This is a genomic window from Cupriavidus sp. 291-E7, from assembly GCF_057798835.1.
In genome coordinates this window covers 16,778-31,858 of the sequence record NZ_JBYOJV010000031.1, presented here as the reverse complement: position 1 = coordinate 31,858, position 15,081 = coordinate 16,778, and the positions used below count along the sequence as shown (strand labels likewise).

General features: G+C 64.6%; 12 protein-coding genes. 8 read left to right on the top strand and 4 right to left on the bottom strand.

Features of this window, described 5'->3' with window-relative positions:
* Positions 1–84 precede the first annotated feature (84 nt).
* Both AC3FLX_RS31140 and ocd read right to left on the bottom strand, forming a co-directional pair.
* Positions 85–1,203, bottom strand: coding sequence for a succinylglutamate desuccinylase/aspartoacylase family protein (locus AC3FLX_RS31140; protein ID WP_488701173.1), 1,119 nt, complete (start codon positions 1,201–1,203; stop codon positions 85–87).
* Positions 1,204–1,238: 35 nt separating this feature from the next.
* Entirely contained in the window at positions 1,239–2,312 is a 1,074-nt protein-coding gene (gene ocd, locus AC3FLX_RS31135) for an ornithine cyclodeaminase (protein ID WP_488701172.1), read from the bottom strand.
* A 136-nt stretch (positions 2,313–2,448) separates the two neighbouring features.
* Between ocd and AC3FLX_RS31130 the strand changes: the two genes are divergently transcribed.
* A complete protein-coding gene (locus AC3FLX_RS31130; RefSeq protein ID WP_488701171.1) occupies positions 2,449–2,874 on the top strand; it encodes an Lrp/AsnC family transcriptional regulator in 426 nt (141 codons plus the stop codon).
* Positions 2,875–2,895: 21 nt separating this feature from the next.
* Here the strand turns inward: AC3FLX_RS31130 and AC3FLX_RS31125 are convergent, their stop codons facing one another.
* Positions 2,896–3,801: a GntR family transcriptional regulator gene (locus AC3FLX_RS31125; RefSeq protein WP_488701170.1), complete on the bottom strand. Its 906-nt coding sequence runs from the start codon at positions 3,799–3,801 to the stop codon at positions 2,896–2,898.
* An 82-nt stretch (positions 3,802–3,883) separates the two neighbouring features.
* On the opposite strand from AC3FLX_RS31125, the gene AC3FLX_RS31120 reads away from it, so the two are divergent.
* From AC3FLX_RS31120 to AC3FLX_RS31100, 5 genes are all read left to right on the top strand, one after another.
* On the top strand, positions 3,884–5,083 hold the full coding sequence (locus AC3FLX_RS31120) for a C45 family autoproteolytic acyltransferase/hydrolase (protein ID WP_488701169.1): 1,200 nt from the start codon (positions 3,884–3,886) through the stop codon (positions 5,081–5,083).
* 46 nt (positions 5,084–5,129) lie between these two features.
* Positions 5,130–6,722, top strand: coding sequence for an ABC transporter substrate-binding protein (locus tag AC3FLX_RS31115; RefSeq protein ID WP_488701168.1), 1,593 nt, complete (start codon positions 5,130–5,132; stop codon positions 6,720–6,722).
* Positions 6,723–6,798: 76 nt separating this feature from the next.
* Positions 6,799–7,755, top strand: a complete 957-nt coding sequence (locus tag AC3FLX_RS31110) for an ABC transporter permease (protein ID WP_488701167.1) — start codon at positions 6,799–6,801, stop codon at positions 7,753–7,755.
* Entirely contained in the window at positions 7,752–8,564 is an 813-nt protein-coding gene (locus AC3FLX_RS31105; RefSeq protein WP_488701166.1) for an ABC transporter permease, read from the top strand. Before AC3FLX_RS31110 ends, AC3FLX_RS31105 begins: the two co-directional genes overlap by 4 nt.
* Positions 8,561–10,228: a dipeptide ABC transporter ATP-binding protein gene (locus AC3FLX_RS31100; RefSeq protein WP_488701165.1), complete on the top strand. Its 1,668-nt coding sequence runs from the start codon at positions 8,561–8,563 to the stop codon at positions 10,226–10,228. The genes AC3FLX_RS31105 and AC3FLX_RS31100 overlap by 4 nt, the downstream gene beginning before the upstream one ends.
* 67 nt (positions 10,229–10,295) lie before the next feature.
* Here the strand turns inward: AC3FLX_RS31100 and AC3FLX_RS31095 are convergent, their stop codons facing one another.
* Positions 10,296–11,345 carry a porin gene (locus tag AC3FLX_RS31095; RefSeq protein WP_488701164.1) on the bottom strand — a complete coding sequence of 350 codons (1,050 nt, stop codon included), beginning with the start codon at positions 11,343–11,345 and terminating at the stop codon, positions 10,296–10,298.
* Between the two features lie 1,364 nt (positions 11,346–12,709).
* On the opposite strand from AC3FLX_RS31095, the gene AC3FLX_RS31090 reads away from it, so the two are divergent.
* A complete protein-coding gene (locus tag AC3FLX_RS31090; protein ID WP_488701163.1) occupies positions 12,710–14,380 on the top strand; it encodes an MASE1 domain-containing protein in 1,671 nt (556 codons plus the stop codon).
* Positions 14,325–15,026: a response regulator gene (locus tag AC3FLX_RS31085; protein ID WP_488701162.1), complete on the top strand. Its 702-nt coding sequence runs from the start codon at positions 14,325–14,327 to the stop codon at positions 15,024–15,026. Before AC3FLX_RS31090 ends, AC3FLX_RS31085 begins: the two co-directional genes overlap by 56 nt.
* The last annotated feature ends 55 nt before the right edge of the window (positions 15,027–15,081 follow it).

Sequence of the window (15,081 nt, the reverse complement as noted above, 5' to 3'; positions counted from 1 at the left end):
CAATGCATGTCGCTTCCCGCCTCCCGCTGCGGCACCAAGAGCCCGACTTACCAATTCAAGCGGTGAGACCTGAAGCAACCGACTTTATGGGCCCAGCAGGTTTCCGGTGCGAAATGCATGCTCGCCCGAGATCCGGCCGATCTGGTCGCCCGGCTTGACGAAGCGCGTATCGCGTCCCATGTAGAACACGCCGGTGCTACCTGCGGAAATCGTAATGCGCTCGCCGGCCACCGGGTCCACGATGTCGAAAAGGGGCTGACCTTTCGTGACCGCGTGGCCCACGGCGGCGCGATATACGAGCATGCCGGCCACCGGCGCCACGAGCTGTTCGCTGCCGGCCAGCGGCGTGGCGGGTTGCGCCAATGGCGGTAGCGCGGGCGCGTCCCCTTGCACAGCGCCAACGTGGATCAGGTAGTTCAGCAGCGCCTGGGCATCCTGCCGCGCCAGTTCGTGGGACACATCGCGCTGGCCGCGATGCTCGACGGTCACTGCGATGCTGCCCGATGGAATCGGATACCGCTCGCCGTAAGCCTGCTGAAGCTGGTACCACGTGAAGCTGTGCGCTTCGTCGAACGAGCAGGCGCCAGAATCCAGTGCGAGCAGGCTGGCTGTCGCTCCCAGGTAGCGGGCCAGCGGCTCGACCTCGCGCCAGATGGCGTCTCCCGTGTAAAGGTGCATGCCGGCCTCGCGCGAGCAATGCAGGTCCAGGACGTAGTCCGCATCGTGCGCCAGCAGCATCAGCGCCTGTTGCAGCGAGGCGAACAGCGATGCCGGTGCGCGGGACAGCAGCGCCTGGCGCCACGCGGCCCGAATCGCGCGCACGTTGGCTTGCGCATCGGCGCCAAGCTGATCAGCCACGGCTGCCGCCACGTCCTTGAACAGCATCGGGAAGTCGCGGTTGAAGTTCTTGCCGCTGGACAGCTCGAAGCGTCCGACGAAGTTGCCCATCACGCCCTGGGCCAGCCCGACCGGATTGGCCGCCGACACGACCACCACTTCGGCGCGCAACTGTCCTTCCGCCTCGATGCGCGCCAGATGCTCGCACAGCGTCGTGGCAACGAGCATGGCCGGCACTTCGTCGGCATGTAGCCCTGCCTGGATATAGACCTTGCGCCCCGATCCGGCGTCACCGAAATGATGGCTGACCAACTGGAAGGCGACGCCGGGCGATGGCGATTTGAGCGAATGGATCTGGCTGTGCATGAAAGGGACCTTCGTTGAGACGATGCGATGCGGACTCAGTGGATTTCCGCCGGCTCGGGCGCGCAAGCCGTGGCGACGGCAGGCACGCTCGTGGCCTGGGCGAGTTGTGCGAACAGGTTGCGAGGATCGGCCAGGGCCGGAATCAATTCGGTGCGCGTGCCGATATTGAGAATTTCCGCCTGATCGCGCAGATAGCGCAACGCCGAGAAGTCCTCAAGCGCGAAGCCGACCGAGTCGAAGATGGTGATTTCACCGGCTTCCAGGCGGCCCGGCACTTCGCCTTCGAGCACGCGCCAGAACTCCGTCACCGGGAAGTCGGCGGGCATCTGCTGCACGTCGCCTTCGATACGGCTTTGCGGTTCGAACTCGACGAACACGCGGCCCCGGCGCAGCACGTCGGGATGCAGCTCGGTCTTGCCGGGGCAGTCGCCGCCCACGGCGTTCAGGTGCATGCCCGGCTCCAGCATGTCCGGCGTGACGATGGTGGCGTAGGCCTTGTCGGCGGTCACCGTGGTCACGATGTCGGCACCGCGCAGCGCCTCGGCCGTGCTGGCACAGGCCCGCACTTCCAGCCCCGGCACCTCGGCAAGGTTGCGGCGCAGCTTGTCGGTGGCGGCGGGATCGACGTCATAAGCCTGGATGCGGCGGATGCCGAGCAGGTGATGGAAGGCCAGCGCCTGGAACTCGCTCTGCGCGCCATTGCCGACCAGGGCCATAGTCGTGGCATCGGCACGCGCCAGGCGCCGCGCGGCCATCACCGACGTGGCTGCAGTACGAATGGCCGTCGTCAGCGTCAGTTCGCTTAGCAGCAGCGGCATGCCGGTGGAGACCTCGGCCAGTACGCCGAACGCCATCACGGTAGGCAAACCGATGCGGGTGTTCGCCGGATGGCCGTTCACGTACTTGAAGCTGTACAGGTGCGCGTCGGCCGTCGGCATCAGCTCGATCACGCCCAGCGGCGAATGGCTGGCGGAACGGGCCGATTTCTCGAAGTCCTGCCAGCGCCGGAAGTCGTCCTCGATATAGCGCGTCATGCCGCGCAACGCCTGGGCAAGGCCTCGCGTGGCGACGATGCGGGATACGTGCTCGGTCGAAAGGAATTGGGTCATGTCATTGGCTCCTGGGAGTAAGGCGAAAGTGCGTCAGGCCATTCTCTACAGGAGGACCACCAAATTGAAGTGGTTATTGTGTTCACAAAATACTATCATTGCTGCAATTCGAACACAACGCACTGCATTTCGACAGATGGACGAGTTTGACCACAAGCTGCTTGCCCTGCTGCGTGCCGATGCGCGCGCCAGCGTTGCCGTACTGGCCCACCGGCTGGGCGTGGCGCGCACCACGATCACCAACCGCATGGCCAGGCTCGAGAAATCGGGGATGATCGTCGGCTACACCGTGCAATTGCGGCCGCAGGCGCAGCAGGACACCATTTCGGCGTGGATGAGCATTGCCGTGGAAGGCAACCAGGCGCGCGAAGTCATTGCCCGGCTGCTGGGGGAGCCGGGTGTTTCGTCACTGCACGACACTAATGGCCGCTGGGACCTGCTGGCCGAAGTGCGCGCCGTCACGCTGGACGGGCTGGCCGGCGTGCTGGAGCGCGTGCGCCTGATCCGCGGCATCAGCGCCACGGAAACGAGCATTCACCTCACGAGCTACAAGATGTCGTGAGGCAGGAAGATCCGCGCCCGCCTAGGGCAGGACGTCATCCTCGGCGGCGCGCACGCGCAGCCGGCTGGCCACGTCGAGATGGCGGCGCATCAGTTCGGCCGCGCCCTCGCGATTGCCCGATTCCAGCGCGGCAAGGATGCCGAGGTGCTCGTGGCAACTCACCTCCACGCGGTCGCGCCCGTGCTTCCAGTCGTAGTTGGACAGGCGCCGCATGCGGTTCAGCCGCCGGATCGCATCCACCAGGAAACGGTTGCCCGACGCCTGCGCCAGCCCCTCGTGGAACGCGGCGTTGGTCTCGAAGAAGGCCACCGGCGACCCCTCGGTCCACGGCTGCGTCAGGAACGCCGAGTGCTGGATGCGCATATGCGCCGCCCAGTCTGGCGACAGGACGAAGCCAGGCTCCAGCAGGCCGGCCGGCTCGATGATCAGGCGGAACCGGTAGCTCTCGACCCTCGCCTCGCGGTACCACGCGGCGTCCTGGAACTTCCACAGGTAGCCCAGCCGCCGCTCCACGATGCCCAGGTCGGCCAGCCTGACCAGCGCCTGCTTGATCGTGGCGCGCGTCTCGCCATAGGTCTGCATCAGGTCGCGCTCGGACACCTCGTCGGCCAGCGCGCCGCGCTGCCGGTCGTGCGCGATGCGGGTAATGAGCTGATCCTCGCCCGCGGGCGCCGCCTCGTCCGCCACCGCCACGGGCGGCGGGCTCACCAGTGCCACGCCTTTGTTGCGACGCCGCTCCACAAAGCCTTGCGCCTCCAGTTCGTCGAGCGCCGCGCGTATTGGCGTGCGCGACACCCCCAGCGCTTCGGCCAGCTTCTGTTCGTTCAGGCGGTCGCCCTCGCGCAGGTCCTCGTTCCGGATCCATTCGGCAATCCGGTCACGCAGCGCCAGACGCGCGCGTCCCATCGACTCGTTCGGAATACTCATTGATTTTTTTGTATCACCAAAATACACTTTGGATTATACATTCACCAGACACACTCCTAACCCACACCCGTAGTACCACGCCATGACCCACCAACCAGACCAGCACCCATCCTATCCGGCCGTTGCACCCGAGATCCCCCTGATTGAAGTGCGCGGTGCCCCGCGCGAGCGCGGCCGCCAATACGGCGAGCAGGCCGCGCCGTGGATCCGGCGCGGCATCGAACACTACTCGCGCCAGCTCGAAAAAAGCAAGCTTGGCTGGAAAGAGCTCGAACACATCGTCGCCACGTTCGAACCGACCATTGCCGCCTTCGACGCCCACTATATCGACGAGATGCGCGGTATTGCTGAAGGCGCCGGCGTGCCCTACGTGGCCGTGGTGATGCTCAACGCCCGCACCGAAGTGCTGAAGCTGGCCGAGCGCATGCGCAACCGCGAACCGGTGCCGCTGGAACCGGACGGCTGCACGGGCGTCATCGCGCTGCCGGAGGCCACCGCAAGCGGCCGGGTGATCCATGCCCAGAACTGGGACTGGAAGGCCGAGTGCGCCGAATCGGCGGTGGTATTGAAGGTGCATCGTGACGACGGCCCCGACCTCCTGACTTTCACCGAGGCCGGCGCGCTGGCCCGCTCGGGCATGAACGCCGCGGGTATCTCGATCACGGCCAACTATCTCGAATGCGAGCGAGACTACCGCACGCTGGGTGTGCCTCTGGCGCTGATCCGCCGTAAGGTGCTGGAACAGCAACGCCTGGCCTTTGCGATGCAGGCGGTCTACGTGACGGCTAAATCGGCCGCGAACAATATCATGGTGGGCCACGCGGGCGGCATCGGCATCGACTTCGAATGCGCGCCCGACGAGACCTTCCAGGTACTGCCCCAGCAGGGTGTCATCGTGCATGCCAACCACTGGCTGAGTCCGGTGGCGCTGACCAAGCTGCGCGAGCTTGGCATCCAGAAGATGCCGGACTCGCTCTATCGTGATGAGCGCGTGCGCCAGTTGGTGCTGCCGCATGTCGGCAACATCACCGTGGATACCATCAAGCAGGCCCTGTTCGATGATTTCGAGACCCCGTGGTCGGTGTGCCGTCCACCCCGGCCGAATTCCAGCAACAATCTTTCCGCCACGGTTGCCATGATCGTCATGGAGCCGGAACTGGGCGTGATGGAAGTGTCCATGCTGCCCGCGCTGTTCCCGACGTTCCGCACGTTCCGGCTCGACATGGAAATCGAGCAACCGAAGGCCGGGCGCGCCGTGCCACGGCACGCGGCGGCAGCCTGATCACGCGGGAGGAGCGATGGAGATACGAGACAACCACAATAGAAGAATGACGTACACGCTGGCCGGCGCCCTGGCGCTTGCTATGGCGTGTGCACCGATCGCCGCGCATGCGCAGCCCGCGCAGGACTTGCTGCGCGTGCGCCTGAACGCCGACATCCGTTCCACCGACCCCGGCGTCAATCGCGACGTCAATACCGATGCCGTGATGGCGCACGTGCTGGAAGGACTCGTGGCGTTCCGCGAGGACACGTCGGTCGGGCCCTTGCTCGCGCAGACGGTGACCACCTCGCCGGACGGACTGATCTACACCTTCACGCTGCGGCCGGGACTGCGCTTTCAGAACGGTGCGCCCGTCACCGCCGATGACGTGGTCTTCGACTGGCAGCGCTACATGACGCCGGCCAATAACTGGCGCTGCTTGTCCGAGTTCGATGGCCGGGGCCTGGCCAAGGTGACGTCCGTCGTCGCCCGGGACCCTGCTACCGTCGTCTTCACGCTGGACAAGCCATCGGCCCTGTTCCTGAAGACGCTCGCGCGGCCCGATTGTGGTGGTACTGGTATCTACCATCGCAGTTCCATAGGCCCGGACGGCAAGTGGCGCGAGCCGGTTGGCACCGGCCCTTACCGGATCACGGACTGGAAGCGCGGCCAGTACATCGAGCTGGCGCGCAACCCCCACTACCAGGCACTGCCCGGCAAGCGCGATGGCAACACCGGCAACAAGACGCCAGACATCGCAAGGATCCGATTCATGATCGTCCCGGATCCGTCTTCGGCCAAGGCCGCGCTGCTGTCCGGAAACATCGACGTGATTCCCGACGTGGAAGACAACGACCTTCCAGACTACCGTGCGCGCAAGGACATCCTGCTCGACAGCACGCCCACCATGAGTCTGAATGGGCTGCTGTTCCAGACACGCGACCCGGTACTCAAGGATCCACGCATTCGCCGCGCCATTGCCTTGACGATCGATGTGCCGGAAATGGTCGATGCTGTCACCAGTGGTGGCTCGGCGCCGAGTCGTTCCGTCATACCGCGCCCCAGCCCGTTCTACGGCAAGCCGCAGGCCGTGATGCCAGGCCGCGATGTCGAGGCGGCGCGCAAGCTGCTGGCGCAAGCCGGCTATCGCGGGCAGACCATCAAGATTCTGACCACCAAGCGCTACAACTCGCTGTTCGACATCGCCGTGCTGACCCAGGCGATGGCCGCCGAGGCCGGCCTGCGCATCGACGTGGAAGTGCTTGACTGGGCCACGCTGCTTGACCGCTACAACCGTGGCGATTTCCAGGCGCTGGCGTTCACCTATTCGGCCCGGCTTGACCCATCGCTCTCCTACGACATGATCACTGGTCCGAAAGACAAGCAGCCGCGCAAGGTCTGGGAAAGTCCCGAAGCCATCCGTCTGTTGGAGGCGAGCATGACCGAGACGGATCCGGTTCGCCGGCAGGCGGTGTTCGACGCGCTGGAGGCGCGCATGCGCGAAGACGTGCCGGCCATCTTCATCTATTCGGAGACCCGCACCAGTGCCGCGCGCAGCTATGTGCGCAACTTCGGCGGATGGCCGCTGGGCCAGCCGCGCGCCTGGAACGTATCGTTCGGTGCGCCATCCGCACCGGCAACGGCCAGCGCCGCGCGGTAGCCCGCAGGAACAAAAGGGCCGCCAGGCGGCCACGTTATTTTTCCGGGTACCTCGCGTACCCTTCCCGGACCGACCCATGTCATCCTCATTCCCGCTATACCTGCTGCGACGCGCGTTGTGGACGCTACCCACGCTGCTGCTCGTGGCGGTGCTGGTGTTCGTGCTGATGCGCCTGATCCCGGGCGACCCGGCGCAACTGATTCTTGGCGACACCGGCACGGCCGCGCAGATCGCCGACCTGCGCGCCCAGCTTGGCCTGGACAAGCCTATCTTCGTGCAGTTCTGGCTCTGGCTCTCGCACATGGCCAGCGGCGATCTCGGGCATTCCATCACCAGCGGCGAAGCCGTGCTGCCGTTGCTGGTGGAACGCTTCCAGGTAAGCGCGACGATCGTGCTCGTGGCGGTTGCCGCCGCCACCGCCATCGCCGTACCCGCTGGCCTGTTCGCAGCCTGGAAGCAGAATTCGCTGTCGGACACCGTCATCGTGGCGGGCGCCACGTTCTTCCTGTCGATCCCCAGTTTCTGGCTCGGCCTGCTGCTCCTGCTGGGGGTGGGCCTCAAGCTCGGATGGGTGCCAGTGGTGGGCTACGTGACATTCAGCGACGACTGGCACGCCGCCCTCAGCTATCTCGTCCTGCCGATCGTCACGCTGACGCTGATCGAGATGGGCGTGCTGACCCGCATGGCCCGCGCCAGCGCTATCGAGACGCTGCGCCTGGAGTACGTGACGCATGCGCGCGCCAAGGGCCTGTCCGAACGCCGCGTGCTGCTGCGCCACGTGCTGCCCAACGCCTTCGCCCCCACGTGGACCATGATCGGGCTGGTGCTTGGCAACCTGCTGGGCGGCATTGCCGTGCTGGAGACCGTCTTCACGCTGCCCGGCCTGGGCCGCCTGCTGGTCGACGCGATCTTCGCGCGCGACTACCCCGTCGTGCAGGGATGCCTGCTGTTCACCGCCGCCATCTACGTGCTGGTGAACCTGGTTGTCGACCTGTTCTACCCCCTCTTCGACCCGCGAGTTGCCACGTCATGAAATTCAGAACCAACGCCGTCATCGGCGGCACGCTAGTCGGCATGGTCGTGTCGATGGCGCTGCTTTCCGCGGTCTGGACGCCGTTCAATCCACTCAAGCTGAACCTGCGCATGCGCCTGAAGCCGCCCACCGGACTGCACTGGCTGGGCACCGACGAATTCGGCCGCGACATCATGTCGCGTTTGCTGGCCGGGGCCGGCGCCAGCCTGACCGTGGCCGCGCTGACCGTGCTGGTGGCGCTGCTGCTGGGCACGCTGCTGGGCCTGTGCTCGGGATACTTCCGGGGCCGCATCGACCGCGTCATGATGGTGCTCAACGACGCATTGCTGGCCTTCCCCGGCATCCTGCTGGCGCTCGCCATCATGGTGATCACCGGGGCAAACAAGTACGGCATCATCCTGGCGCTGGGACTGGCGTACACGCCCACGGTCGTGCGGCTGGTACGCGGCACCGTGCTCTCCCTGCGCGAGAAGGAATTCGTGGAAGCGTCACGCGTGATCGGCAATAGCGAACTCGTGACCATGCTGCGCCACATCCTGCCCAACTGCGCCGCCCCGTTGATGGTGCTCGGCACGTCGATGTTCGGCTGGGTTGTACTGGCCGAGAGCGCGCTGAGCTTTCTGGGGCTTGGCGTGCCGCCGCCCGCACCCACATGGGGCAACATGCTGTCTTCCGGCCGCCCCTACATGGAATCCGCCGCCTGGCTCGGCATCGCGCCCGGCCTCTGCATCGCCATGACGCTGCTTGGCATCAACCTGCTGGGCGACGCGCTGCGCGACTGGCTCGACCCCCGCATGGAGCGACAATGACCGCCCAATCCCTGAACGACATCGAGTCGTCCACCGCCACGGCGCCCCTGCTCTCGGTGCGCAATCTCACGCTGAAGGGTCCTTCTGGCAATCCGATCCTCAATGGCATCTCGTTCGACATGGCACCCGGCGAGGTGCTGGCCCTGGTTGGCGAATCGGGCAGCGGCAAGACGATGGCTGGCCGCGCCGTCATGCGATTGCTGCCGGCGCAGGTCGCGCAGACCGGTGGCACGATCACGCTGGCCGGCCACGACGTCGCCACGCTGCCCGAGCGCGCCATGCGCGGCCTGCGCGGCCAGGTGGCGGGCATGGTGTTCCAGGAACCGATGGTGTCGCTGAACCCGGCCATCACGGTTGGGGCCCAGCTCTGCGAAGGGCTGATGCTGCACGAGCGCATCGGTGCGGCGGCGGCGCGCGAGCGGGCCATCGACATGCTGCGCCGTGTGCAGATCGCCGACCCCGAAGGCTGCATGGCGGCGTTTCCGCATGCGTTCTCCGGCGGCATGCGCCAGCGCATCATGCTGGCATCGGTCATGCTGCTCAAGCCGCGCCTGCTGATCGCCGACGAACCGACGACCGCGCTCGACGCATTGAGTCAGCGCGAAGTCATGGAAATCATGGCGGAGCTGACCCGTAGCTGCGGCACCGCCGTGCTGCTGGTCACGCACGACCTGCAGCTCGTGGCGCACTATGCGGACAGCATGCTCGTGCTCAAGCGCGGCGATCAGGTCGAGTATGGATCGGCGGCGCAGGTCCTGAGCCAGCCCGCGACGGCCTATACCCGCAGCCTGATCAATGCCCTGCCCTGCCGCGCCGACGATCGCGCACCGGTTGCCGACGTGGCGCCCGTGATCGAGGCGCGTCATGTCTCGGTGGCGTATCCCGGTGCGCATCGCATGTTCTCGCGCCAGGCCGACAAGCTGGCCGTGGACGACGTCTCGCTGGCGATCCGTCCCGGCGAAGTGGTCGCCGTAGTGGGCGGCTCCGGTTCCGGCAAGACCACGCTTGGGCGCGCCATGATCGGCCTGCTGCCGCTTGCCGGCGGCGACCTTCGTTTCCGCGGACAACCCGTGGGGTCCGGTGACAAGGCCGCGCGGCGCGAATTCCGGTTGGCCTGCCAGATGGTGTTTCAGGACCCGTATTCGTCGCTCGATCCGCGCCAACGCATCGCGGACATCGTTGCCGAGCCGCTCAATCACGGGCCGCGTCTCACGCAAGCCGAGCGGCAGGCGCGCACGGCTGAGATGCTGTCGGAGGTGGGGCTGGACGGCTTGGGCGACCGGTTCCCGCATGCGCTGTCCGGCGGCCAGCGACAGCGCGTGGCCATCGCCCGGGCACTGATCCGCCGGCCCGCCTTGGTGGTGGCCGACGAACCGGTCTCCGCGCTCGACATGACGATCCAGAAGCAGGTGCTGACGCTGTTCCGCCAGTTGCAGACCCACCACGGCTTTGCCTGCTTCTTTGTTTCGCATAACCTCGCGGCGGTGTCCGAGGTGGCCGACCGCATCGTCGTCATGCACCAGGGCCGCATCGTCGAGCAAGGCAGCGTCGCGGACATCTTCGACCGGCCACAGCACCCCTACACGCAGGCGCTGCTGGAAGCCGCCTACGTCGCGCCGGGGCAGCAGACGCCGCTGTCCGCGCGCATGGCCGTGGCCGCCTGAAGGCATCCCGCATGAAGAAAGGGCGCACCCCGCGGTGCGCCCTTTTTGTTTGTCATGCCCCGAAGCCTCAGAACCTGTGGCGCATGCCGAGCAGAACGCCCGTCTGGTTCTTGCCCGCAACGGTCGAACCGAAGCCGCCGGTGCCAAGGTTCGAACCGTCCTTGTTGCGCGTGTAGGCCAGGTTCAGGTAGACGTCCGTCCGCTTGGAGAGCGAGTAGTCGGCGGAAGCGACGAACAGCCAGGGGTCCGCGCCGCTGTTGCGGAAGTCCTGATAGTACGCGGCGCCGGTCAGCGACCACGCTGCGGTGATGTCCCATTGGGCGCCGGCCCAGTAGAGATTGGTCGTCTGGCTCGACGGCGACGTCATGAACCTTGCATAGCGATAGCCGACATACGACTTGACCGGACCGATGACGTAGGTGGCCGCCAGCGACGCCTTGCGCGTCTTGTCCTGATCGGTCGCGACCGTGTTGCCGTTCAGCTCGTCATAGACGGCGGCAATGGACAACGGGCCACCGTCGTAGGCCAGGCTCGCGCCATACTCGCGGCCCACCTTGTAGTTGCCGGGCACCTCGCCATTGACGCCCGACGTGCCGTCGGCGCCAAAGCTATAGAGGAGCTTCGCCGTCATCGGCCCGAACTTGCTCACGTACTTGATCGAGTTGTCCGCGCGCGACTGGAACGCATCGTCCTGGATCCCGATCGAATAGCGGGTGGAAATGCCCATCGGGTCGTACTGCACGCCGAAGTCGTATATGGGCGTATTGTGGCGGCCCAGCGTCAGCGTGCCGTAGGCCGTGTCCAGACCGATCCACGCCTGGCGTCCGAACAGGCGCCCGCTCTGCCCGCTCTTGCCGTCATCGACGTTGTAGCCGCTCTCCAGCGCGAAGATGGCGCGCATACCGCCACCCAGATCCTGTGCACCGCGCAGGCCCCAGCGCGAGCCGGACAGGTTGCCTGACTGCATGCGCACGACACTGTTGCCGGCACCCTTTTGATGGTTGGCGAACTCCACGCCCACATCGGCCACGCCATAGAGCGTCACCGATGTCTGCGCGAAGGCAACCTGGCAGGATGCCGTGGCGATGGACGCCAGAAGGTAATGGCTCTTTTTCATGCTCTCGATACTCTCCTCTTGGTGAATTTTCTTCCCGATGCACCGCGACGCGCCGCCATACGCTCCGTGTCGAACGGCAGCACGCCGACGTGCGCTTCTGCGAGCGCCGCCGGACCTCAGGTAAAACCGGGAAGTTCATCGCACCCGCATGGGCTCACGCGGGCAACACCGACGTGCGTGCGTCGGCGCCAAGGGATTGTTTCAAGCCGTCAACCCAAAATGAAGCGTGCATAGTGCAGTCCCACCTGTACTTGCCCATGCATTTTGACGTTACGGCATGGCATAAATGTCGTTTGTCTTCTGCGGGCGTTTGAATTGACTGGGTCGGACCTCCGCTCCTTTCGTAAGGGGCGCGGAACGATTTTCGTCGAGCCGTTGCATCGGCTGACTACAAGGGCGCTTCTCGGCCAGAAGCGGACGGTCGAGCAAAGATCGCACCTTTTCAGCTAGCTGTCTCCGAGCTTGATAGTGCAATCCGCCCACTCACCACCCGAGAGTCGGGATGGGATCACTGAGCGAGTAAATGACCTGCTGGTCATTGGCCTTTGCCGCCTGGTTGGGTAAATCCGCGGTTAAGAATTCTTCCGTCTCCGATGGGTTCGCGACGACAAAAGAAATCCCTAGAGAACCCTCGAGGGATGTGCTGATCGATGGCCTGCGACGGCCATCTAGCGATTCAATATGCTCGTGCCTTATGCGCCATCGGTGAACGCATCTCTCTTATCCGTAACACGTGCGCCATCGGTGAACGCGTCCCTCTTATCCGTGACGCGCGCGCCATCGGAGAAGACATCGAACTTTGATGTCAGACCTCCATCGGTATAGGGATCTCGCGGGCCCATCGTGCTAGCGCCGTCGGTGTAGACATCGCGCGTCCCCGCGCCATAGACCACGCCAGCGCTGACCGCCGCACTCGCCACAGCGAGCAAGCAGATTGTTCTTACCATTTTTCGCCCCCCAATTGACGTAGTAGGAAGAACCCCGAAGCTTCAGTTTGTGCGCCGCAACTTCGTACTCGTCAATATAGGCTTCGGCGACACGTACGCGTATAAGGGGCGGGTCCGAAAAACGTCTAGGGGAACGCCCTATTCGATGGATGCCCTGCCGCCCATATGCGAACGCGAATCGAATCCGGGCGCTACACGGCAAAACTCGCAGTGGAGATCGGCGTTCGCTGCAAAATCTGTATGGCGCATTGAATCGATCCTTACCGTCGGGGGAAATCTGGCATAAATTCTAAATACTCTTACGCTGCGCCTATCCCAGCGTGCCTGGCAAAGGCGTAATACCGCGCGCAAGCGCCGTCATTGTGGCCAAGAAAAAGCCTGAAGTTTCAAGGCCTGCCCCATGATCGGAAGCGAGCAATGCAGAACATCACGCAACCCGCGCGGTCAAACCCCCTTGTTCGTACTGCACTCGTCGCGCTGGCGTACTTCGCCGGTGCAAAGCTGGGACTGGCCTTTGCGATGGTGGGGGGCGCCGTGTCGCTGGTGTGGCCCTCCAGCGGCATCGCGCTGGTGGCCTTGCTTGTTCTGGGTATCCAGGTCGCTCCCGGAATCGCGATTGGCTCGATTGCAGCCAACATTTCGGTAGGCGTGCCACCTCCAGTGGCGCTGGTCATCGGACTTGGCGCAATGACCGCTTCCCTGCTGGGGTGGCTCTCATTGACGCGGCTTGCGCAATTCCGGCGCGCTATGGACCGCAGCAAGGACGTGATCGCCTTCATCGTGCTCGGTGCGACGGTCAGTACGGCGGCGAGCGCGCTCATCGGCGCGAGTGCGCTTGTCGCGGCGGGACTCGTGCATCGCGGCGAATACGCCCCCGCCCTTCTGCAATGGTGGCTCGGGGACATGATGGGCGTGCTGGTCGTGGCCCCTGCGCTACTGACATCGATCTCGTATTCGAGCCCGATTCACTCAGCCAAACTGGCCTCGGAAGCGTGTGCACTTGCCCTTGCGACGGCGTGGATCAGTTATCTCATCTTCGGCTCGGGCGAACTCGCTGGGCACAGGTACTATCCTGCTGCCCTGGCGGTTTTCCCGTTCACCATCTGGGCGGCGCTGCGCTTCGATCACTGGGGCACCTGTCTCTCGACGTTGCTTGTTTCGACTATCGCCATCTGGGGCACCACACACGGCACCGGTCCATTTGCAGGCGGAACCCCGGTAGACAGCCTGATCAGATGGTGCGCGTTTGCCAACGTCGTTGCCGTTACCGGGCTGCTGCTCGTGGCGGCACATGCCCAGGAAAAACGAATCCGGTGGCTCCTGCTCGCCTCCCACGTCATGCTGGAGGCACGCGTACAAGAGCGAACCCATGACCTTGAGCGCGCAAACCAGGAACTGAGGGAGGAGATCGCGCGACGTCGCCTGCTGGAAGCGGAACTGATTCGAAGCAGCGATCAGCAGCAGAGGCTCATCGGCCAGGAGCTGCACGACGGCCTTGGCCAGCATCTCACCAGCCTGGGCTTTTACTCCGTGGCGCTGAGCGAGGAATTGCAGAAGCATCGCCACCCCGCGGCTACCAACGCTGCCAAGATCGTCGAACTGGTCAAGCAGGCTGCGCTGATGACCCGCAAGGTCGCGCACGGGCTGGACCCCGTCGCCTTGGAGGATGGTGGCCTGGCCGCCGCTCTGCAGGGCCTGGTCACGACGACGCGCTCGGTGAACGGCATCGACTGCGCCCTTCAGATCAGGTCGGGGGCAGACTTCCTGGATCCGCCGATGCAAAACCATCTCTTCCGCGCGGCACAGGAAGCGGTCAACAATGCGCTCAAATATAGCCACGGCAGCCACATTTGGATCGAGCTCGATCGCGACAGCGGGTTGCAGCGACTCTCTATCAGTGATGACGGCGTGGGCCTGGCCGAGGACCAGATCGCGCATGGCACAGGGCTGGGACTGCACAACCTGCGTCATCGGGCGAGTCTGCTCGGGGGATCTTGCACGGTCTCCTGCAATAGCTGGGGCGGCACCACAGTTGCAATCAGCTTCCCGATACCGGAGCGCCCGGACCATGCAAGGGACATCATGTAGCCCGGGCCGCGCGGTCCAGATCCTTATCGTCGATGACCATCCCATCATCCGGGAAGGGCTGACCCACTTGCTGCATTCCCATGAAAACCTGCACGTCTGCTGCGTAGCGGGCAGTGTCGAAGAAGCGGTGGCGGCTGTCACCTGCAGGCCTGACCTGGCCATCGTGGATCTCAGCCTGCAGTCGAACTCCGGCCTGGACCTTGTCAAAAATTTCAGGCAGCACTATCCAACGCTGACGATCCTCGTTCTCAGCATGCATGACGAAGCCCTGTTCGCCGAGCGTGCATTGCGGGCGGGTGCAAATGGGTACCTGATGAAACTCGGGGCCACGGAACATATCCTGAACGCCATCCGCGAGGTACTCGCGGGGAATGTCTATTTGAGCGCAGCGATGCATGAGAAGCTCGCGCGCAAACTGACGACGCCGACCAAGACGCCCACCAGCGCCATCGCAAACCTGTCAGAGCGGGAATTCGAGGTCTTGCACCTGATCGGACTTGGCTTCAGTACGCGCGAAATTGCTGAGAAGATGAATCGCAGCATCAAAACCATCGAAGCCCACCAGGCCAACATCAAGGAAAAGCTGGAGATTCGCAGCGGCAAGGAACTGATGCGCTTCGCCATCCAGTGGGTCGAAGGCCAGTAGGCATGGATATGCCGCGGTGATGTCCCCAGTCCAAAAATAAGCCGGACACACGCGC

Coding starts and splice junctions, on each gene's coding strand:
- AC3FLX_RS31100 (WP_488701165.1), top strand. CDS start 8,561: ATGACCGCCCAATCCCTGAACGACATCGAGTCGTCCACCGCCACGGCG.
- AC3FLX_RS31125 (WP_488701170.1), bottom strand. CDS start 3,801: ATGAGTATTCCGAACGAGTCGATGGGACGCGCGCGTCTGGCGCTGCGT.
- AC3FLX_RS31120 (WP_488701169.1), top strand. CDS start 3,884: ATGACCCACCAACCAGACCAGCACCCATCCTATCCGGCCGTTGCACCC.
- AC3FLX_RS31115 (WP_488701168.1), top strand. CDS start 5,130: ATGACGTACACGCTGGCCGGCGCCCTGGCGCTTGCTATGGCGTGTGCA.
- AC3FLX_RS31105 (WP_488701166.1), top strand. CDS start 7,752: ATGAAATTCAGAACCAACGCCGTCATCGGCGGCACGCTAGTCGGCATG.
- AC3FLX_RS31110 (WP_488701167.1), top strand. CDS start 6,799: ATGTCATCCTCATTCCCGCTATACCTGCTGCGACGCGCGTTGTGGACG.
- AC3FLX_RS31130 (WP_488701171.1), top strand. CDS start 2,449: ATGGACGAGTTTGACCACAAGCTGCTTGCCCTGCTGCGTGCCGATGCG.
- AC3FLX_RS31140 (WP_488701173.1), bottom strand. CDS start 1,203: ATGCACAGCCAGATCCATTCGCTCAAATCGCCATCGCCCGGCGTCGCC.
- AC3FLX_RS31095 (WP_488701164.1), bottom strand. CDS start 11,345: ATGAAAAAGAGCCATTACCTTCTGGCGTCCATCGCCACGGCATCCTGC.
- AC3FLX_RS31090 (WP_488701163.1), top strand. CDS start 12,710: ATGCAGAACATCACGCAACCCGCGCGGTCAAACCCCCTTGTTCGTACT.
- ocd (WP_488701172.1), bottom strand. CDS start 2,312: ATGACCCAATTCCTTTCGACCGAGCACGTATCCCGCATCGTCGCCACG.